We start from the raw sequence: 19,108 nt of genomic DNA, 5'->3' as shown, positions 1-19,108 counted from the left end.
GCATGGCACGGAGGGCCGCGCTGTTGATGACCGAGTTGGGGCAGGATCAGTTATACTCCTAAGGTTTACCCGCAACCACCCCAAGCCCAGCAAAAGCCTCCGTTTCCTTCACAGGACTCGGCTCTGTCACACCCTTACCACATGGTGCCAACGCCCTTCCGCCCTGCGGAGCGAGCACCCACGTGGCGGCGCGTGGCGCCTCCGAGGCATGCTGAGCGCATAACAAACGGAGAATGAACCCGTGCTGCCCGTACTGCCCCAAGCTCTTCTGGCCCTCGCAGACGGCACGGTCTTTCTAGGCACTTCGATCGGCGCTGCCGGTCACACAGTCGGCGAAGTGGTGTTCAACACCTCACTCACCGGCTACCAGGAAATCCTCACCGACCCCAGCTACAGCCGCCAGATCGTCACCCTGACGTATCCGCACATCGGCAACTATGGTGTCAACGGTGACGACGTCGAAGCCTCGAAAGTCCATGCCGCAGGTCTGATCATCAAAGACCTGCCCATCCGCGTTTCCAACTTCCGCCAGTCCCGCACGCTGTCGCAGTACCTGCAGGACGAGGGCACGGTCGGCATCGCCAACATCGACACCCGCAAGCTCACCCGCCTGCTGCGCACCAAGGGTGCTCAAAACGGCGCCATCGTGGCCTTGCCCGTGGGCGAAGCGATCACCGACGCCGTCATCGCCGACGCCATTGCCAAAGCCAAGGCAGCGCCCAGCATGGCCGGACAGGACCTGGCTCAGGTCGTGACCCGCAGCGACGTGGCCGAGTGGACCGAGACCGAGTGGAAACTGAACAACCCGGAACTCGGCGGCAAGCCTGGGTTTGGTGCGCTCGCCAACCCGAAATTCCACGTGGTGGCGTATGACTTCGGGGTCAAGCGCAACATCCTGCGCATGCTGGCCGAGCGCGGTTGCAAGGTCACCGTGGTGCCTGCCAAGACGCCCGCGGCCGACGTGCTGAAGTTCAAGCCCGATGGCATTTTCCTCTCCAACGGCCCTGGAGACCCGGAGCCCTGCGATTACGCGATTGCCGCCGCCAAGGAACTGATCGAAACCGGCATTCCGACCTTCGGCATCTGCCTGGGTCACCAGATCATGGCCCTGGCCTCCGGTGCCAAGACCTTCAAGATGAAGTTCGGTCACCACGGTGGCAACCACCCCGTCAAGGATCTGGACACCGGTCGCGTCAGCATCACCAGCCAGAACCACGGTTTTGCGGTCGACGAGAAAACGCTGCCCGCCAACCTGCGTGCCACGCACATCTCGCTGTTCGACGGCACGCTGCAGGGTCTCGCCCGCACCGACAAGCCCGCTTTCTGCTTCCAGGGTCACCCGGAAGCCTCACCAGGCCCGCATGACATCAGCTACCTGTTTGAACGTTTTGTCGCGCTGATGGAGAAGAACAATGCCTAAGCGCACAGACATCAAGAGCATCCTCATCATCGGCGCCGGCCCGATCATCATCGGTCAGGCTTGCGAATTCGACTACTCCGGCGCCCAGGCCTGCAAGGCCCTGCGCGAAGAGGGTTACAAGGTCATTCTGGTCAACAGCAACCCTGCGACCATCATGACCGACCCGAACACGGCCGACGTCACCTACATCGAGCCCATCACCTGGCAGGTGGTCGAGAAGATCATCGCCAAGGAGCGCCCCGACGCGATCCTGCCGACCATGGGCGGCCAGACCGCACTGAACTGCGCCCTGGATCTGCACAAGCACGGTGTGCTCGACAAGTACAAGGTCGAGATGATCGGCGCCAACGAGAAGGCGATCGAAAAGGCTGAAGACCGCCTGAAGTTCAAGGACGCGATGACCTCCATCGGCCTGGAATCGGCCAAGTCGGGCATTGCGCACTCTCTGGAAGAGGCCTGGGCGGTGCAGAAGCGCATCCAGGCCGAAATCGGTGGCTCGGGCTTCCCCATGGTGATTCGCCCCAGCTTCACGCTGGGTGGCACCGGTGGCGGCATCGCCTACAACCCCGAAGAGTTCGAAGAGATCTGCAAGCGCGGCCTCGATTTGTCGCCGACCAAAGAGCTGCTGATCGAAGAGTCTCTCATCGGCTGGAAAGAGTACGAGATGGAAGTGGTTCGCGACAAGGCGGACAACTGCATCATCGTCTGCTCGATCGAAAACCTGGACCCCATGGGTGTGCACACCGGTGACTCCATCACCGTGGCCCCCGCCCAGACGCTGACCGACCGCGAATACCAGCTGTTGCGCAACGCCTCGATCGCCATCCTGCGCGAAATCGGCGTCGAGACCGGCGGCTCCAACGTCCAGTTCTCCATCAATCCGGTCAACGGTCGCATGACCGTGATCGAAATGAACCCCCGCGTGTCGCGCTCTTCGGCGCTGGCCTCCAAGGCCACGGGCTTCCCGATCGCCAAGATCGCGGCCAAGCTGGCCGTGGGCTACACGCTCGACGAACTCAAGAACGACATCACCGGCGGCGCCACCCCGGCCTCGTTCGAGCCCTCGATCGACTACGTGGTCACCAAGATCCCGCGCTTCGCCTTCGAGAAGTTCCCCGCTGCCGACAGCCGCCTGACCACGCAGATGAAGTCCGTGGGTGAGGTGATGGCCATGGGCCGCACCTTCCAGGAGTCCTTCCAGAAGGCCCTGCGCGGTCTGGAAACCGGCATCGATGGTCTGACCGAAATCAGCACCGACCGGGAAGAGATCATCCAGGAAATCGGCGAACCCGGTCCTGAGCGCATCCGCTTCCTGGGCGACGCCTTCCGCCTCGGCATGAGCCTGGACGAGGTCTTCGAAGAGACCAACATCGATCCCTGGTTCCTGGCCCAGATCGAAGACATCATCAAGACCGAAGCCGACATCAAGGCTCGCAAGCTGGAGTCCCTCTCCGCTGCCGAACTGCGCTTCCTGAAGCAGAAAGGCTTCTCGGACCGCCGCCTGGCCAAGCTGATGGGCACGAACCAGCACGACGTCCGACGTGCCCGCCACGCCCTGAACGTGCGTCCGGTCTACAAGCGCGTCGACACCTGCGCCGCCGAGTTCTCGACCGAAACCGCCTACCTCTACTCGTGCTACGAGCAAGAGGGGGGTGAGTGCGAAGCCGAACCGACAGACAAGAAGAAGATCATGGTGCTGGGCGGTGGTCCCAACCGCATCGGCCAGGGCATCGAGTTCGACTACTGCTGCGTCCACGCTGCCCTCGCCATGCGCGAAGACGGCTACGAGACCATCATGGTCAACTGCAACCCCGAGACCGTCTCGACCGACTACGACACCTCCGACCGCCTGTACTTCGAGCCGGTGACCCTGGAAGACGTGCTCGAAATCGTCGAGAAGGAAAAACCGGTCGGCGTGATCGTGCAGTACGGTGGTCAGACCCCGCTGAAGCTGGCCCTCGACCTCGAGGCCAACGGTGTGCCCATCATCGGCACCTCGCCCGACAGCATCGACATCGCCGAAGACCGCGAACGCTTCCAGGCCCTGCTGCACACGCTGGGCCTCAAGCAGCCGCCCAACCGCACGGCCCGCACCGAAGAAGCCGCGCTGACGCTGGCCCAGGAGATCGGCTACCCGCTGGTGGTTCGTCCCTCTTACGTGCTGGGTGGCCGCGCCATGGAAATCGTGCATGGCGACAAGGACCTGGAGCGCTACATGCGCGAAGCCGTCCGCGTCTCCGACAAGTCGCCCGTGCTGCTCGACCGCTTCCTGAACGACGCGGTCGAAGTCGACGTCGACTGCATCAGCGATGGCACCGACGTGATGATCGGTGGCATCATGGAGCACATCGAACAAGCTGGCGTGCACTCCGGTGACTCCGCCTGTTCGCTGCCCCCCTACACGCTGTCGGCCGTGATCCAGGATGAGCTGCGCCGCCAGACCGCGCTGATGGCCAAGGCCCTCAATGTGGTTGGCCTGATGAACGTGCAGTTCGCCATCCAGGGCGACGTGACCCAGGGCCTGGACCAGGCCACCGTCTACGTGCTGGAAGTGAACCCGCGAGCCTCGCGCACCGTGCCTTACGTGTCCAAGGCCACCGGCCAGCCCCTGGCCAAGATCGCCGCGCGCTGCATGGCCGGCCAGAAGCTGAGTACGCAAAAGTCGCCCGATGGCAAGGCTCCGCGCGAAGTGGTGCCCGAGTACTACAGCGTCAAGGAAGCGGTCTTCCCCTTCAACAAGTTCCCCGGTGTGGACCCGGTTCTTGGCCCTGAAATGCGCTCCACTGGCGAAGTCATGGGCGTGGGCGTCACTTTCGGTGAAGCCATGCTCAAGAGCCAGCTGGGTGCCGGTTCGCGTCTGCCCACCAAGGGCACGGTGTGCATCTCGGTGAAGGATGGCGACAAGGCTCGGGCTGTGGAAGTGGCCCGCGACCTGGTGAAGCTGGGCTTCAGCGTCGTGGCCACCAAGGGCACGGCTGCCGCCATCGCCGAAGCGGGCATCCCTGTGAAGCCGGTGAACAAGGTGAAGGACGGCCGTCCACACATCAGCGATGCCATCAAGGCAGGCGAGATCCAGCTGGTGTTCACCACGGTGGACGAGACCCGCACCGCCATCGCCGATTCGCGCAGCATCCGCCAGGCGGCATTGGCCAACCGCGTGACCTACTACACCACCATGGCCGGCTGCGAAGCCGTCGTGGAAGCCCTCAAGCATGAGGACGACCTGGTTGTGTATTCGCTGCAGGAACTGCACGCCAAACTGCACTAAACTGCAGAGGCCTCACGGGCGACAGGGTGAAAGCCTTGTCGCCTGGGGCCTGAACAAGCGATCCACGAGGGCCGCGCCCGGCCAGCACCGCAAGGTGGCTTGAAGGGCGCGGCTCCGTTCATTTTGAGAGGCCTTGAACGCAGGGCCCGTCAACGAGAGACGAACCATGTCGACCATCCCCATCACCAAGCGCGGCGCCGAATTGCTCAAGGAAGAGCTGCACCGCCTCAAGCACGTCGAGCGTCCGGCCGTGGTCCAGGCGATTGCCGAAGCGCGCGCCCAGGGCGACCTGTCTGAGAATGCAGAGTACGACGCCGCCAAGGACAAGCAGGGCTTCATTGAAGGCCGCATCAACGAGGTCGAAGGCAAGCTGTCTGCCGCCCAGGTCATCGACCCGGCCAGCCTCGATGCGGGAGGCCGTGTGGTGTTTGGTGCCACCGTCGACCTGGAAGAGGAAGAGTCTGGCGAAGCCGTGACCTACCAGATCGTGGGCGACGACGAGGCCGACCTCAAGCAAGGCAAGATCTCGATCGGCTCGCCGATTGCGCGCGCCATGATTGGCAAGGAAGCCGGCGACATCGCGGCCGTCCAGGCTCCGGGCGGCGTGCGCAACTACGAAATCATCGAAGTTCGTTACATCTGAGTCAGTCGCCCGCCATGAACACCTTGCAGCGTTTGCAAAGCTGGCTGGCTGGTCTTTGGGCCGGCCTCATTCTGGGTGTGGGCGCCATTTCGGCTCCCAGCCTGTTTGCCGTGCTGGAGCGCAGCATGGCAGGGCAGGGGGCGGGCCGGATTTTCGCGATCGAGGCCAGGGTCAGCCTTGCGCTGGCCATCGTCATTTTCCTCATCGAGCGTCGCCGCGTGCGCGACCTGGCTGAGGCCGAAGGTCAGACCCGGGTGATGACAGGCAACCTGTTGCTCGTGCTTTGCGCGCTGTTCTTGACCGTGTTTGGCCAGTTCGCGCTTCACCCCATGATCGAAGCGGCCAAGGCTGGCGAGCCCACGCGCCTGTCTTTCGGGGCCTTGCACGGCATTTCGGCCTGCCTGTTCTGGCTCAAGGGCCTCTCGGTGTTGGCCCTCGCCTGGCGCCTCACGGGCGCGCGCAGCGCCAAGGACTGAGGCTTGGGCAAGAAAAAACCGCCGGTGCTTTCCAGCACGGGCGGCATGGGCTTCAAGCGAAGGCGGGGCTGAGCCAGATCAGGCGGGCTTTTTGCTGGTCACGCGTTTTTTCGCACGTTTGATCAGGCCGCCGGCCGTGATGCGCTGGTTGCCCATCACCTGAACCTTCAACACCTCAGGGCGGCGCAGGCCGCTCTTCGAAAACTTCAGCAGCTTCACCTCGCGCGGGCCACCACCACGGTCCTGGCGCGGTTCGGCGGCTTCCTTCTCAGGCAGAGGGCGCCACAGCACCAGCAGCTTGCCGATGTGCTGGATGGGCGCCGCACTGAGCTCCTCACACAGCTGCGCGAAGATGGCTTCGCGGGCCGCGCGGTCATCGCCCAGCACACGAACCTTGATCAGTCCGTGGGCCTTGAGCGCAGAATCGGTCTCCTTGATCACGGCGGGCGTCAGGCCGTCACCCCCGATCATCACGACGGGGTCAAGGTGGTGCGCATCGGCGCGGAAGGCGCGGCGCTCGGCTGTTGTCAATTGAATTGCAGGCATCCCTCTATTATCGAGCCATGAAAGTCAAAACCAAAAGCAAAAAGCTCAACAAAGCCTGGTTGAACGAGCACATCCACGATCCATACGTGCGTCAGGCTCAAAAAGAAGGCTTTCGTTCACGGGCGGCCTACAAGCTCAAGGAGATCGACGAGGCCCTGCACCTGATCAAACCCGGTCAACTGGTGGTGGACCTGGGCGCCTCACCAGGGGCCTGGAGCCAGTACGTGCGGCGCAAATTTGCCCCCAAGGACGCGGGCACGGGGGGCGCCGCGGTTGGGGAACTCAACGGCACCATCATCGCCCTCGACTTGCTGGACTTCGAGCCGATCGAAGGTGTGCAGTTCATCCAGGGCGACTTTCGAGAGGACGCCGTGTTGCAGCAGCTCCAGGGCGCGGTGGGCGACAGGCCGGTTGACGTGGTCATTTCCGACATGGCCCCGAACCTCAGTGGCATCGAAATTTCCGACGCCGCGCGCATCGAGCACCTGATTGAACTTGCCATCGATTTTTCCCAACAGCACCTCAAAAAAGAGGGCGCTCTGGTGTGCAAGGTCTTCCATGGCAGTGGCTACAGCCAGTTGGTGGAGATGTTCAAGGCGAACTTCCGCGTCGTGAAACCCATCAAGCCCAAGGCCTCGCGTGACAAATCCGCCGAAACTTTCCTGGTGGGCATTGGCCTCAAAAGCGCCTGACCCGAAGGCGACGCCGGTCTGAAGTGATTGAATTTGCCGATCACTGTCTTGAAACCGCGGAAAACCGGGGTTTCAGAGGGGATAGCGCCCTGCAGAGGGGGGCTTGACTCGTCTAGAATCATCCCCATGTACCGCGAAGATTGCGTGACACGGTGCCCCAGCGGTGCTTGGTTGCGTGGTTTTTGAACCCTGGTCGGTGTGTGGGCGCAACCTGCGTCGGCTGACCTGGGCACGAATGGGTAGAAGGAGCCGCGGTGAACAATCAATGGTTCTCGAAAATTGCAGTCTGGCTGGTTGTGGCACTGGTGTTGTTCACCGTGTTCAAGCAGTTCGACCGGGCCACAACAGGCGGCAACCAGATCGGTTATTCCGATTTTCTGGAAGAAGTCCGCGCCAAGCGCATCAAGAGCGTGACGCTGCAAGAAGGCGGCGGTGGCACCGAGATCATTGCAACCACCAATGACGACAAGCGCATCCGTTCCACGGCCACCTATCTGGACCGTGGCCTGGTGGGCGACCTCATCAACAACGGCGTCAAATTTGACGTCAAGCCCCGTGAAGAGCCATCGCTGCTGATGAGCCTGCTGGTCTCCTGGGGCCCGATGCTGCTGCTGATCGGTGTGTGGATCTATTTCATGCGCCAGATGCAGGGTGGTGGCAAAGGTGGCGCCTTCAGCTTCGGCAAGAGCAAAGCGCGCATGCTCGACGACACCAACAACAACGTCACGTTCGCTGACGTGGCGGGTTGCGACGAAGCCAAGGAAGAAGTGAAGGAACTGGTCGATTTCCTGCGTGACCCGCAGAAGTTCCAGAAGCTGGGTGGTCGCATCCCTCGCGGCGTGCTGATGGTGGGCCCTCCGGGCACCGGCAAGACCTTGCTTGCCAAGTCCATCGCTGGCGAGGCGAAGGTGCCTTTCTTCACGATTTCTGGCTCTGACTTTGTGGAAATGTTCGTTGGCGTGGGTGCTGCCCGCGTGCGCGACATGTTCGAGCAGGCCAAGAAGAACGCGCCCTGCATCATCTTCATCGACGAAATTGACGCCGTGGGTCGCCACCGTGGCGCCGGTCTGGGTGGCGGCAACGACGAACGCGAACAGACCCTCAACCAGATGCTGGTGGAGATGGACGGCTTCGAAACCAACCTGGGTGTGATCGTGATTGCCGCGACCAACCGCCCGGACATCCTGGACCCGGCTCTGCTGCGTCCTGGTCGTTTCGACCGCCAGGTCTACGTGACCCTGCCCGATGTGCGCGGTCGCGAACAGATCCTCAACGTCCACATCCGCAAGGTGCCGGTCAGCCAGGACATCCGTGCAGACATCCTGGCCCGTGGCACGCCCGGCTTCTCCGGTGCTGACCTGGCCAACCTGGTCAACGAAGCGGCGCTCTTCGCTGCCCGCCGCAATGGCCGTGTCGTCGAGATGAACGACTTCGAAAAGGCCAAGGACAAGATCATGATGGGTCCTGAGCGGAAGTCCATGATCATGCCGGAGGAGGAGCGCAAGAACACCGCTTACCACGAGGCTGGTCACGCCCTGGTTGCCCGCCTACTGCCCAAGACCGACCCCGTCCACAAGGTCACCATCATCCCGCGTGGTCGCGCGCTGGGTGTGACCATGCAGTTGCCTGAAGGCGATCGCTACAGCATGGACAAGACACGCATGCTGTCGACCATCTCGGTGCTGTTCGGTGGCCGCATCGCGGAAGAGGTGTTCATGGACCAGATGACCACGGGGGCCTCCAACGACTTCGAGCGTGCCACGGCCATCGCCAGGGACATGGTCACGCGTTACGGCATGACGGACGAACTGGGTCCCATGGTCTATGCCGACAACGAAGGTGAAGTCTTCCTCGGCCGCTCGGTCACCAAGACGACCAACATGTCGGAAGAGACGATGCGCAAGGTGGACGGCGTGATCCGTCGCATCATCGACGAGCAGTACGCCCTGGCGCGCAAGCTCATCGAAGACAACCAGGACAAGATGCACGCCATGGCCAAGGCCCTGCTCGATTGGGAAACGATCGACGCTGACCAGATCGAAGACATCATGCAAGGCAACGAGCCCCGTCCGCCCAAGGACTGGACGCCGCCAAGCAACAAACCCAGCGGGGGCCCCAAGCCTCCCGTGAGCACCGACGGCGCACCGGCTGCCGTGTGATGCACACCGAGTGCTAGCCATGTGCTGGCCTCACCGAGACGGGGCTTCGGCCCCGTTTTTTCATGGCCCTTGTGTCTTGTATTCCATGGCGATCTGGCAAACCACCCGCTTCCGCATCGACCTGAGCACGCCTCAGGTCATGGGCATTGTCAACCTCACACCGGACTCCTTTTCGGATGGCGGCCGGCACGCGGAAACCGCTGCCGGCATCGCGCATTGCGAGCGCCTGGTGAAGGACGGTGCCCACATCCTCGACCTGGGCGGCGAATCCACCCGCCCCGGCGCGCGCACGCTGGAACCGCTGGAAGAGTGGGCTCGCATCGAAGGTGTGCTCAAAGCGGCCCTGACGCTGGGGGTGCCGGTATCGATCGACACGTGCAAGACCGAGGTCATGCAGCGAGCGCTGGATGCCGGTGCCGACATCGTCAATGACATCCGCGCGCTGTTGGCGCCAGGCGCCGAGGCGGCGGTCACCCGTCATCCGCAATGTGGCATTTGCCTGATGCACATGCAGGGCGACCCGGCGACCATGCAGCAGCGCCCGAGCTACCCCGATGTGGTCAGCGAGGTGACGTCTTTCCTGCAGGCGCGCGCGCAGGCGCTGTTGGACCAGGGCGTTGCGCACGATCGCATCACGCTGGACCCAGGCATCGGCTTCGGGAAGTCGCCCGAGCACAACCTGACGCTGATGCGCGAACAGGAGCGCGTGCTGGCCTTGGGGTGGCCTTTGCTGCTGGGCTGGTCTCGCAAATCGACACTGGGTCACCTCACAGGGCGAGATGTGGGCGACCGTTTGGCAGCGAGCCTCGCCGCTGCCCTGGCGAGTGTCCAGAAGGGGGCTCGGATCGTGCGTGTGCACGATGTGGCCCAGACGGTCGATGTCCTGAAGGTCTGGCAGGCCGCGGGCTTCCTGGACTGACTGCCTCACTTGCCCCAAATGGTGAGGCTGGCCACTCGCCTGAACGAACGCACGCTGGCCGTTTCGCGCGACAATCACCGTCCCGTTTCGCAGGTTGATAGAAAAGATACCCCCATGACACGACGCTACTTTGGCACCGACGGCATCCGCGGCACTGTGGGCCAATCGCCCATCACGCCCGACTTCGTGCTGCGCCTGGGGCATGCGGTCGGGCAGGTGTTGCGTCGCACAGACCCGTCGCCCACGGTGCTGATCGGCAAGGACACCCGGATCTCGGGCTACATGCTCGAATCGGCGCTGGAGGCGGGCTTTGCCTCCGCCGGGGTGAACGTCTTGCTGACCGGGCCCTTGCCGACGCCCGGTGTGGCATACCTGACACGCGCCTTGCGACTCAGCCTTGGTGTGGTGATCAGCGCTTCGCACAATCCGTTTGCCGACAACGGCATCAAGTTCTTCTCGGCTCGAGGCGAGAAGCTGCCCGATGACTGGGAGGCCCAGGTGGAGGCAGCGTTGGACGAGCCGCCCCGTTGGGTGGATTCAGCCAGCCTGGGGCGGGCCCGTCGGATTGAAGACGCCCGCGGGCGGTATGTGGAGTTCTGCAAGGCCACCTTTGGCGCCAACCTCTCGCTCAAAGGATTGAAGCTGGTGGTCGACGGTGCCCACGGTGCCGCTTACCAGGTGGCGCCAAATGTGTTCCACGAACTGGGCGCGGAGGTGATCTCGATCGGTTGTGGGCCCAATGGCCTGAACATCAACGAAGGCGTGGGGGCCACGCACCCCGAGGCCTTGGTCAAGGCCGTCGCGGAACACGGTGCCGACTACGGCATCGCACTCGATGGCGACGCCGATCGGTTGCAGATCGTGGATGCGCAAGGGCGCCTGTTCAATGGGGACGAGCTGCTGTACGTGCTGGTGGCCGATCGACTGGATCAGGGCGAAGCCGTGCCAGGCGCCGTCGGCACCCTGATGACCAACATGGCTGTGGAGTTGGCCCTGCAGCAGCGTGGTGTCGACTTCGTTCGCGCCAAGGTGGGCGACCGCTATGTGCTGGAAGAGCTGGTGTCGCGAGGCTGGCAGCTCGGCGGCGAGGGCTCCGGGCACCTGATCGCGCTGGACCGTCACACCACGGGTGATGGCATCGTCAGCGCGCTGCAAGTGCTGCAGGCCGTGGTGCGCTCGGGGCGCCCGCTGGCGAACTGGCTGGAGGGCGTGAGCCTTTTCCCCCAGGTGCTGATCAACGTGAGACTGCAGCCCGGCCAGGACTGGAAGGCCAACCCGCACCTGCCCGCGGCCCAGGCCAAGGTGGCGCCGCTGCTGGCAGGCAAGGGCAGGGTGCTGATCCGGGCCTCGGGCACCGAACCGCTTCTGCGCGTGATGGTGGAGGCCAGCGAACCGGCTCTGGCCCGCAGTTGTGCCGAACAATTGGTCGAAGCAGTCAAGGCGCCCTACTGATCGGCGTGATCAAGGCCCGTTCGGCCATGAAAAAGGGTGTCCGAGGACACCCTTTTTTGTTTGTGCCGCCAGGCGGCGATGGCTGGGGCGAGCCTGCGCTTACTTCTTCGGCGGGGTCAGCACGCGATCGATCACGTGGAGCACGCCGTTGCCGGTCGCGATATCGGCCTGGATGACGAGGCCGTCGTCAATGGTGACAAAGTCGCCCGCCTTCGACAGCGCAACCTTGGCGGCGGCGAGGGTGGCCACGCTGGTCGGCCCCGTGACGTCAGCGGCCATCAATTTGGCAGGGAGCACGTGGTACGAGAGCACGTATTTCAGTGCCTCGGGATCCTTTGCCAGCTTGTCCAGGGTGGCGGCGGGCAGCGCCTTGAAGGCCTCATCGGTGGGAGCAAACACGGTCACAGGGCCAGGACCTTCCAACGCGGCGCTCAGGCCCGCCTGGGCCACCAGCTTGTTGAAGGTCGCCAGATCAGTGTGCTGGGTGGCTGCCACGACCACGTTGGCCGGAGTGCCGGACACGCCAGCAGTGGATGCGCAGCCACCAAGGGCGATCAGGGCTGCAAGGCCCAGGGCGGCGGCGAAAGGTGTCAGACGGGCAGAAGTGAACATGCAGGGGTCTCCATACGGGGGCTGACTTCGGGACGATTCGAAGCAAGCCCGCACGATAGAAGTGCTCTGTGACGAAGGCGTGACATCTCCGTGACGGCCTTGTCATGCAAGGCGTGCGCGAGCGAAGATCAAGGTTTGTGACAGAAGCAGCAGAAGCTGTCATGGACGCGTCACAATTGCCTTCTAGAGTTCAGCCTATCGAATTTGTCGTGTCACACGAGACTGGAAAGGCATCCACATGAGCTTCAAGATGATCCGCACCGCTGTGGCCGTTGCCATGGCCCTGGCAACCGGCGCCGTGATGGCCGAGGACGTGACCGGTGCGGGCGCCACCTTCCCTGCACCGATCTACGCCAAGTGGGCTTCGGCCTACAACAAGGCCACCCAGACCCGCATCAACTACCAATCGGTGGGGTCGGGTGCCGGCATCAAGCAGATCAAGTCCAAGACGGTCGACTTCGGTGCTTCCGACATGCCCCTGAAGGATGACGAACTGAACAAGGATGGCCTGGTTCAATTCCCCACCGTGATCGGCGGTGTGGTGCCTGTGGTGAACATCAAGGGCATCCAGCCTGGCCAGATCAAGATGACCGGCGAAGTGCTGGGCAACATCTACCTTGGCAAGATCACGCGTTGGAACGACGCGGCGCTGGTGGCCCTGAACCCTGGCGTTCCCCTGCCTGACGCGCCCATTGCGCCGGTTCGCCGTGCCGACGGCTCGGGCACGACCTTCATCTTCACGAACTACCTCTCGAAGGTGAACGCCGAGTGGAAGGCCAAGGTCGGTGAAGGCACCGCCGTGAACTGGCCTAGCGGTGCGGGCGGCAAGGGCAACGAAGGCGTGTCTGCTTTCGTGCAGCGCCTGCCCAACGCCATCGGCTACGTGGAATACGCCTACGCCAAGCAGAACAAGATGTCGCACGTGACCTTGAAAAACGCCGCGGGCAACTACGTTCAGCCCGACGACGCGACCTTCAAGGCCGCAGCCTCGGCCGCCGACTGGAACAAGTCGTTCTACCAGATCCTGACCGAGCAGGCCGACAAGAACGCGTGGCCCATCACCGGTGCCACCTTCATCCTGATGCAGAAGTCGCAGGACAAGCCGGCCCAGGCCACGAGTACCCTGAAGTTCTTCGACTGGGCTTACAGCACGGGTGACGCCACGGCCGCCGAGATGGACTACGTGCCGTTGCCGGCGTCTGTCAAGGAACTGGTCCGCAAGCAGTGGGCCGGCATCAAGGACGCCAGCGGCAAGGCCGTGGCCTACAAGTAAGCCAGCTGATTCCCATCTGACACCCAAAACAAAGCGCCGGGCCCTGCACAACACAGGCGTCCGGCCCAGCTGTATCCCCTAGCTGAGCAGCGATGCCCTTCCCTGGAGGCTTCCAATGACCGCCATTCTTCCCGCCGACATGGACGACGCCGCAGGGCGCCGAGACACCGCGTCGCAACGCCGCCCCATGACGAATCCTCCTTCTCGCCGCGTCCAGGCCCCTTGGGCTGACGCGGTGTTTGCCTTGATGACCCGTGCTGCGGCCATCCTGACCCTGTCCCTTCTGTTGGGCATCATCGGCTCGCTGATCGTGGGTGCGTGGCCTGCCATCCGTGAATACGGCCTCAGCTTCCTTTGGCGCTCGGAGTGGGATCCGGTCCAGAACCAATACGGTGGCCTGGTGATGATCTATGGCACCCTGATGACTTCGTTCATCGCCTTGCTGATTGCCGTGCCGGTGAGCTTTGGCATCGCCATGTTCCTGACCGAGCTGTCGCCAGCCTGGTTGAAGCGCCCTCTGGGCATTGCCGTGGAACTGCTGGCGGCCGTGCCCTCCATCGTGTATGGCATGTGGGGTTTGCTGGTGTTCGGCCCCATCCTGTCTGAGTACGTGCAGCAGCCCCTGCAGGCCATCACCGCCGGTGTGCCTTACCTGGGGGCGCTGTTCTCGGGGCCGCCTGTGGGCATCGGCATCCTGTCGGCCGGGATCATCCTGGCCATCATGATCATCCCGTTCATCGCCTCGGTGATGCGCGACGTGTTCGAGGTCACGCCCTCTCTGCTGAAGGAGTCGGCCTATGGCCTGGGCTCCACCACCTGGGAGGTGGTCTGGAAGGTCGTGCTGCCCTACACCAAGACCGGTGTGGTCGGTGGCGTCATGCTGGGCCTGGGCCGTGCGCTGGGCGAAACGATGGCCGTCACCTTCGTGATCGGCAACATGAACCAGCTCAACTCGCTGTCGGTCTTCGAGGCCGCCAACAGCATCACATCGGCCCTGGCCAACGAGTTTGCCGAAGCGGGTGAAGGCCTGCATCAGGCCTCGCTGATCTACCTGGGGCTGGTGCTGTTCTTCATCACCTTTGTGGTCCTGGCCTTCTCCAAGGTCCTGCTGGCCCGCCTCAAGAAGTCGGAAGGAGCGCGTTCATGAGCGCCGAACTGCAAGCGATCCGCGCCAAGCGTTACGCCAGCCGCAAGCTGGTCAACATGGTGGCGCTCACCCTGTCTCTCGCGGCCATGGCCTTTGGCCTGGTCTGGCTGATCTGGATCCTGATCGAGACCGTTCGCCTGGGCTTTGGCGGTCTGGCCCTGGCCACCTTCACCGAGATGACGCCGGCGCCGCAGGAAGAGGGCGGTCTGGCTAATGCCATCATGGGTTCGCTGATGATGGTGGGCCTGGCGACGGCCATCGGCACGCCCGTGGGCATCCTCGCTGGCATCTACCTGGCCGAGTACGGCCAGAAGGGCTGGCTGGGCAGCGTCACGCGTTTCATCAACGACATCCTGCTGTCGGCCCCGTCGATCGTGGTCGGTCTGTTCATCTACTCGGCCGTCGTGGCCCGCAACCACTCCTTCTCGGGTTGGGCGGGTGTGCTGGCCCTGGCGCTGATCGTGGTGCCGGTGGTGATCCGCACCACCGAGAACATGCTGGCCCTGGTGCCCCAGGCCCTGCGCGAAGCGGCGTACGCCCTCGGAACGCCCAAGTGGCGCGTGATCCTCACCATCACACTGAAGTCGGCCCGCGCAGGCGTCATCACCGGCATCCTGCTGGCGGTGGCACGCATCTCGGGCGAGACGGCGCCGCTGCTGTTCACGGCCCTGTCCAACCAGTTCTGGTCGTCGGACCTGAGCCAACCCATGGCCAGCCTGCCGGTCACCATTTTCAAGTTCGCGATGAGCCCGTATGAGAACTGGCAGAAGCTGGCCTGGGCTGGCGTCTTCCTGATCACCATCGGTGTGTTGGTGCTCAACATCATCGCCCGCGTCATGTTCCGCCAGCGCTAAAGCGGCCGGCCTCACCAGATTTGATGGAGATCCAAACCATGGATGCCAAGGTTCACAACGCCACCGACGCCAAGTCCAAGCTGTCGGTCCGCAACCTCAATTTCTTCTACGGCAAGTTCCACGCGCTCAAGAACGTGAACATGGAGCTGCCGGCGAACAAGGTCACCGCCTTCATCGGCCCCTCGGGCTGCGGCAAGTCGACCCTGTTGCGCACCTTCAACCGCATGTTCGAGCTGTATCCCGAGCAGCGCGCCGAAGGCCAGATCCTGCTGGATGGCCAGGACATCCTGACCAGCAAGGAAGACGTGTCGCTGATCCGTGCCCGGGTTGGCATGGTGTTCCAGAAGCCCACGCCCTTCCCGATGTCGATCTACGAGAACATCGCCTTCGGGGTGCGCCTGTTCGAGAACCTTTCGCGCGTCGAAATGGACGAGCGCGTGGAGTGGGCCTTGAAGAAGGCCGCCCTGTGGAACGAGGTGAAGGACAAGCTGAACCAGAGTGGCTCGGGCCTGTCGGGTGGTCAGCAGCAGCGTCTGTGCATCGCCCGCGGCATCGCGATCAAGCCCGAGGTGCTGCTGCTGGACGAGCCGTGCTCGGCACTGGACCCGATCTCGACCGGCAAGATCGAAGAGCTGATCCACGAACTCAAGGGTGACTACACCGTCCTGATCGTGACCCACAACATGCAGCAGGCTGCCCGCTGCTCCGACTACACGGCCTACATGTACCTGGGCGAATTGATCGAATTCGGTGCCACCACCGACATCTTCATGAAGCCCAAGCGCACCGAAACCGAAGACTACATCACCGGTCGTTTCGGTTGATGCCCCTGCCCACGAACAACAAGCTCTGAAGGAGTATCGCCATGACCGAAAAGCATTTGTCCAGCCAGTTCGACAACGAGCTGAGCGGCATCTCCACCCGCGTGCTGGAGATGGGGGGGCTCGTGGAGTCCCAGGTGGCACAGTCCATCCACGCGTTGACGCATTTCAGCGGCGAGACGGCCAGCCAGGTGCTCGAGATCGAGGACCGCGTGAACCAGATGGAGATGGACATCGACGCCGACCTGTCGACCATCATCGCCCGCCGTCAGCCCACGGCCCGCGACCTGCGTCTGCTGATTGCGATCTCCAAGACCATCGGCAACCTGGAGCGCGTGGGCGACGAAGCCGCCCGCATTGCCCGCACGGTACAGCGCCTGATCAACACGGGTGTGTCGAGCCGCCTGCGCCTGCCGGTGAGCGACGTGTCGTTCGAAGCCTCGCTGGCCACGGCCTCGCTGCGCCGCGCCCTGGACGCCTTTGCCCGCCTGGACACCACGGTGGCGCTGGACGTGATCAAGAGCGACAACCTGATCGACGCCGAGTTCGACGGCCTGATGCGCAAGCTCATCACTTACATGATGGAAGACCCGCGCACCATTTCCGCGTCCATCGACCTGGTCTTTGTGGCCAAGGCCATCGAGCGCGTGGGTGACCACGCCAAGAACCTGGCCGAGCAAGTGATCTACATCGTCAAGGGCACGGACGTGCGACACAACACGCCCGAGGCGGTTGAGTCCATCATCAAATAAAAACCGGGAGCACACCATGAGCCGAGTGCTGGTGGTTGAAGACGAAATGGCGATCTCGGAGCTGATCGCCCTGAACCTGCGCCATGCAGGGTTCGAGGTCACGGTCGCCCACGATGCCGATGACGCCCAACTGGAAATCGACAAGGTGCTGCCCGATCTGGTCCTGCTGGACTGGATGTTGCCGGGGCAGTCTGGCCTGAGCCTGGCCAAACGCTGGCGTGGCGCTCCGCGGACGCGCGAGCTGCCCATCATCATGCTGACCGCACGAGCCGAAGAGGTGGACAAGGTGGCCGGGCTGGACGCAGGCGCCGACGACTACCTGACCAAGCCTTTCTCGACCCATGAGCTGATGGCCCGGGTGCGGGCCGTGCTGCGCCGCAAGGCACCCCAGGCGCTGGATTCGGCCGTGGAAGTGGCCGGCCTGAAGCTGGATCCGGCCACGCGCCGCGTCTGCAGGGGTGATCAGGAAGTGAAGATCGGCCCGACCGAATTCAAGCTGCTGCACTTCTTCATGACCCACCCGGAGCGGGTGCACAGCCGTGCACAACTGCTGGACCGGGTCTGGGGTGACCACGTCTTCATCGAGGAGCGCACGGTCGACGTGCACGTGAAGCGCCTGCGCGAGGCCCTGGCCCCCGTGGACCGCTCGCAACTGATTGAAACCGTTCGCGGCGCCGGTTACCGCCTCACCCAACAGCTGGCCAACGCCGCCTGACACACGGCACTTCTCATCGTGGATTCAAGCAATTCGTGGTTGCTGTCGCGGCTGGGCTCGCGCCTGCTCACCGCTGGCGGTGGGGCCCTGGCGGGCTGGTGGCTGGGGCGACAATTTCAGCATCCGGCGGCTTTTGCCTTCGCGGGCTCAGCCTCGGCGGCGCTGGTGTTCTCGGCGATGGACACCCTCAAGGGGCACATGCTGCTCGACTGGCTGCGCACGCCAGAAGCCGATCCGCCCAAGGTGGCCGGCCTCTGGGGTGAGGTGGCCCACCGGGTCAAGCGCGTGCAGATCCTCAAGGACAGGCAGATCGAGCAGGAACAGGCTCGGCTGGCGCAGTTCCTGTCGGCCATCGATGCGTCGCCCAACGGCGTGATGATGCTGGACGAGGGGGAGCAGATCACCTGGATCAGCTCCAACGCCGCACTGCATTTCGGGCTCGACCCGAAACGCGACCTCATGCAACGGGTCACCAACCTCGTGCGTCAACCTGCCTTTGTGCGCTACCTCGCCGCCGGTGAATACGGCGAGGCGGTGAAATGCGCCAAGGCGGGTGGCAATGGCGGGCACCTGCTGATCCAGGTGCAGCGTTATGGCGATGGCAACCAGAAGGTCGTGATCTCACAGGACATCACGGAGCGTGAGCGTGCCGACACGATGCGCCGCGATTTCGTGGCCAACGTGTCGCACGAGATCCGCACGCCACTCACCGTGCTCAGTGGCTTCATCGAGACCATGGGGGCCTTGCCCCTGACCGAGGTCGAGCGCAAGCGGGTGATCGAGCTGATGTCGCAACAGGCCGAGCGCATGCAGACCCTGGTGGCCGACCTGCTGATCCTGGCGCAGATCGAGGGCAGCCCGATGCCGCCTCCGGATCGCTGGGTGCGTGCCGATCGCCTGATGCAACGGATTGAATCCGATGCACGCGGACTTTCAAGAGAACGCCACCCCATGCAGTTCACGCTGGATGAGCAGGGCCAGCACGGTGAGATCGCCGGGGTGGAAAGTGAATGGCTCAGCGCCATGGGCAATCTGGTGAGCAACGCGATCCGCTACACGCCCGAAGGTGGGCACATCCACGTGCGGTGGGTGAACCTGCCCGATGGTGGCGGCGAGTTCTCGGTGAAAGACGGCGGCATCGGCATCGCGCAGGAACACATTCCTCGTCTCACCGAGCGCTTCTACCGGGTCGACGGCAGTCGCAGCCGGGAGACGGGCGGCACGGGCCTTGGGCTGTCGATCGTCAAGCACGTGGTGCAGCGCCACGGCGGTGAACTGCGCATCAGCAGCGAGCCGGGCAAGGGCTCGACGTTCACCCTGACGGTTCCCGCCGCCCGCGTTCGCCTGAGTGCTTGAACG

The 19,108-nt window shown here is 63.5% G+C and carries 17 protein-coding genes; 15 read left to right on the top strand and 2 right to left on the bottom strand.

Annotation, left to right across the window (positions count from 1 at the left end; genetic code table 11):
- Positions 1–241: 241 nt before the first annotated feature.
- The 4 genes from carA (at position 242) to QZ994_RS00625 (ending at position 5,807) form a co-directional block, all read left to right on the top strand.
- The gene (gene carA / locus QZ994_RS00640; protein ID WP_290866849.1) at positions 242–1,420 is read left to right on the top strand and encodes a glutamine-hydrolyzing carbamoyl-phosphate synthase small subunit; all 1,179 of its coding nucleotides are present in this window, start codon (positions 242–244) and stop codon (positions 1,418–1,420) included.
- The gene (carB, locus tag QZ994_RS00635; protein WP_290866845.1) at positions 1,413–4,688 is read left to right on the top strand and encodes a carbamoyl-phosphate synthase large subunit; all 3,276 of its coding nucleotides are present in this window, start codon (positions 1,413–1,415) and stop codon (positions 4,686–4,688) included. Before carA ends, carB begins: the two co-directional genes overlap by 8 nt.
- A 166-nt stretch (positions 4,689–4,854) precedes the next feature.
- On the top strand, positions 4,855–5,331 hold the full coding sequence (gene greA, locus QZ994_RS00630) for a transcription elongation factor GreA (protein WP_290866843.1): 477 nt from the start codon (positions 4,855–4,857) through the stop codon (positions 5,329–5,331).
- A 14-nt stretch (positions 5,332–5,345) separates the two neighbouring features.
- Positions 5,346–5,807, top strand: a complete 462-nt coding sequence (locus tag QZ994_RS00625) for a DUF4149 domain-containing protein (protein WP_290866841.1) — start codon at positions 5,346–5,348, stop codon at positions 5,805–5,807.
- 78 nt (positions 5,808–5,885) lie between these two features.
- Here the strand turns inward: QZ994_RS00625 and QZ994_RS00620 are convergent, their stop codons facing one another.
- A complete protein-coding gene (locus tag QZ994_RS00620) occupies positions 5,886–6,353 on the bottom strand; it encodes a YhbY family RNA-binding protein (protein WP_290866839.1) in 468 nt (155 codons plus the stop codon).
- A 17-nt stretch (positions 6,354–6,370) separates the two neighbouring features.
- Here QZ994_RS00620 and QZ994_RS00615 point away from each other — a divergent pair, with 17 nt between their 5' ends.
- From QZ994_RS00615 to glmM, 4 genes are all read left to right on the top strand, one after another.
- Positions 6,371–7,045 carry an RlmE family RNA methyltransferase gene (locus QZ994_RS00615; protein WP_290866836.1) on the top strand — a complete coding sequence of 225 codons (675 nt, stop codon included), beginning with the start codon at positions 6,371–6,373 and terminating at the stop codon, positions 7,043–7,045.
- A gap of 254 nt (positions 7,046–7,299) precedes the next feature.
- Positions 7,300–9,204 carry an ATP-dependent zinc metalloprotease FtsH gene (gene ftsH, locus QZ994_RS00610; protein WP_290866832.1) on the top strand — a complete coding sequence of 635 codons (1,905 nt, stop codon included), beginning with the start codon at positions 7,300–7,302 and terminating at the stop codon, positions 9,202–9,204.
- A gap of 85 nt (positions 9,205–9,289) precedes the next feature.
- Positions 9,290–10,123 (top strand): dihydropteroate synthase, encoded by an 834-nt coding sequence (gene folP / locus QZ994_RS00605; RefSeq protein ID WP_290866829.1) that lies wholly within the window; start codon positions 9,290–9,292, stop codon positions 10,121–10,123.
- A 114-nt stretch (positions 10,124–10,237) separates the two neighbouring features.
- Positions 10,238–11,575, top strand: coding sequence for a phosphoglucosamine mutase (gene glmM / locus QZ994_RS00600; protein WP_290866826.1), 1,338 nt, complete (start codon positions 10,238–10,240; stop codon positions 11,573–11,575).
- Positions 11,576–11,674: 99 nt separating this feature from the next.
- Here the strand turns inward: glmM and QZ994_RS00595 are convergent, their stop codons facing one another.
- Positions 11,675–12,187: a fasciclin domain-containing protein gene (locus QZ994_RS00595; protein WP_290866823.1), complete on the bottom strand. Its 513-nt coding sequence runs from the start codon at positions 12,185–12,187 to the stop codon at positions 11,675–11,677.
- 238 nt (positions 12,188–12,425) lie between these two features.
- On the opposite strand from QZ994_RS00595, the gene pstS reads away from it, so the two are divergent.
- From pstS to phoR, 7 genes are all read left to right on the top strand, one after another.
- Positions 12,426–13,460, top strand: coding sequence for a phosphate ABC transporter substrate-binding protein PstS (pstS, locus tag QZ994_RS00590; protein WP_290866820.1), 1,035 nt, complete (start codon positions 12,426–12,428; stop codon positions 13,458–13,460).
- Positions 13,461–13,647: 187 nt separating this feature from the next.
- On the top strand, positions 13,648–14,607 hold the full coding sequence (gene pstC / locus QZ994_RS00585; RefSeq protein WP_290866888.1) for a phosphate ABC transporter permease PstC: 960 nt from the start codon (positions 13,648–13,650) through the stop codon (positions 14,605–14,607).
- Positions 14,604–15,461: a phosphate ABC transporter permease PstA gene (pstA, locus tag QZ994_RS00580; RefSeq protein WP_290866817.1), complete on the top strand. Its 858-nt coding sequence runs from the start codon at positions 14,604–14,606 to the stop codon at positions 15,459–15,461. The genes pstC and pstA overlap by 4 nt, the downstream gene beginning before the upstream one ends.
- A 38-nt stretch (positions 15,462–15,499) precedes the next feature.
- A complete protein-coding gene (gene pstB / locus QZ994_RS00575; RefSeq protein ID WP_290866814.1) occupies positions 15,500–16,285 on the top strand; it encodes a phosphate ABC transporter ATP-binding protein PstB in 786 nt (261 codons plus the stop codon).
- A 41-nt stretch (positions 16,286–16,326) separates the two neighbouring features.
- Positions 16,327–17,034: a phosphate signaling complex protein PhoU gene (gene phoU / locus QZ994_RS00570; protein WP_290866811.1), complete on the top strand. Its 708-nt coding sequence runs from the start codon at positions 16,327–16,329 to the stop codon at positions 17,032–17,034.
- A 16-nt stretch (positions 17,035–17,050) separates the two neighbouring features.
- Positions 17,051–17,749, top strand: coding sequence for a phosphate regulon transcriptional regulator PhoB (gene phoB / locus QZ994_RS00565; RefSeq protein WP_290866808.1), 699 nt, complete (start codon positions 17,051–17,053; stop codon positions 17,747–17,749).
- A gap of 18 nt (positions 17,750–17,767) precedes the next feature.
- Positions 17,768–19,105 carry a phosphate regulon sensor histidine kinase PhoR gene (gene phoR, locus QZ994_RS00560; protein WP_290866805.1) on the top strand — a complete coding sequence of 446 codons (1,338 nt, stop codon included), beginning with the start codon at positions 17,768–17,770 and terminating at the stop codon, positions 19,103–19,105.
- Positions 19,106–19,108: the final 3 nt, after the last annotated feature.

This window comes from Aquabacterium sp. (assembly GCF_021768455.1).
Taxonomy (GTDB): Bacteria; Pseudomonadota; Gammaproteobacteria; order Burkholderiales; family Burkholderiaceae_C; genus Aquabacterium.
The sequence above is the reverse complement of the archived record's forward strand: the minus strand, read 5'-3'. Positions and strand labels throughout refer to the sequence as shown.

Excerpts from the sequence above, each read along its gene's own strand:
- carB (WP_290866845.1), top strand. The coding sequence starts at position 1,413 with ATGCCTAAGCGCACAGACATCAAGAGCATCCTCATCATCGGCGCCGGC.
- greA (WP_290866843.1), top strand. The coding sequence starts at position 4,855 with ATGTCGACCATCCCCATCACCAAGCGCGGCGCCGAATTGCTCAAGGAA.
- QZ994_RS00625 (WP_290866841.1), top strand. The coding sequence starts at position 5,346 with ATGAACACCTTGCAGCGTTTGCAAAGCTGGCTGGCTGGTCTTTGGGCC.
- QZ994_RS00620 (WP_290866839.1), bottom strand. The coding sequence starts at position 6,353 with ATGCCTGCAATTCAATTGACAACAGCCGAGCGCCGCGCCTTCCGCGCC.
- QZ994_RS00615 (WP_290866836.1), top strand. The coding sequence starts at position 6,371 with ATGAAAGTCAAAACCAAAAGCAAAAAGCTCAACAAAGCCTGGTTGAAC.
- folP (WP_290866829.1), top strand. The coding sequence starts at position 9,290 with ATGGCGATCTGGCAAACCACCCGCTTCCGCATCGACCTGAGCACGCCT.
- glmM (WP_290866826.1), top strand. The coding sequence starts at position 10,238 with ATGACACGACGCTACTTTGGCACCGACGGCATCCGCGGCACTGTGGGC.
- QZ994_RS00595 (WP_290866823.1), bottom strand. The coding sequence starts at position 12,187 with ATGTTCACTTCTGCCCGTCTGACACCTTTCGCCGCCGCCCTGGGCCTT.
- pstS (WP_290866820.1), top strand. The coding sequence starts at position 12,426 with ATGAGCTTCAAGATGATCCGCACCGCTGTGGCCGTTGCCATGGCCCTG.
- pstC (WP_290866888.1), top strand. The coding sequence starts at position 13,648 with ATGACGAATCCTCCTTCTCGCCGCGTCCAGGCCCCTTGGGCTGACGCG.
- pstA (WP_290866817.1), top strand. The coding sequence starts at position 14,604 with ATGAGCGCCGAACTGCAAGCGATCCGCGCCAAGCGTTACGCCAGCCGC.
- pstB (WP_290866814.1), top strand. The coding sequence starts at position 15,500 with ATGGATGCCAAGGTTCACAACGCCACCGACGCCAAGTCCAAGCTGTCG.
- phoU (WP_290866811.1), top strand. The coding sequence starts at position 16,327 with ATGACCGAAAAGCATTTGTCCAGCCAGTTCGACAACGAGCTGAGCGGC.
- phoB (WP_290866808.1), top strand. The coding sequence starts at position 17,051 with ATGAGCCGAGTGCTGGTGGTTGAAGACGAAATGGCGATCTCGGAGCTG.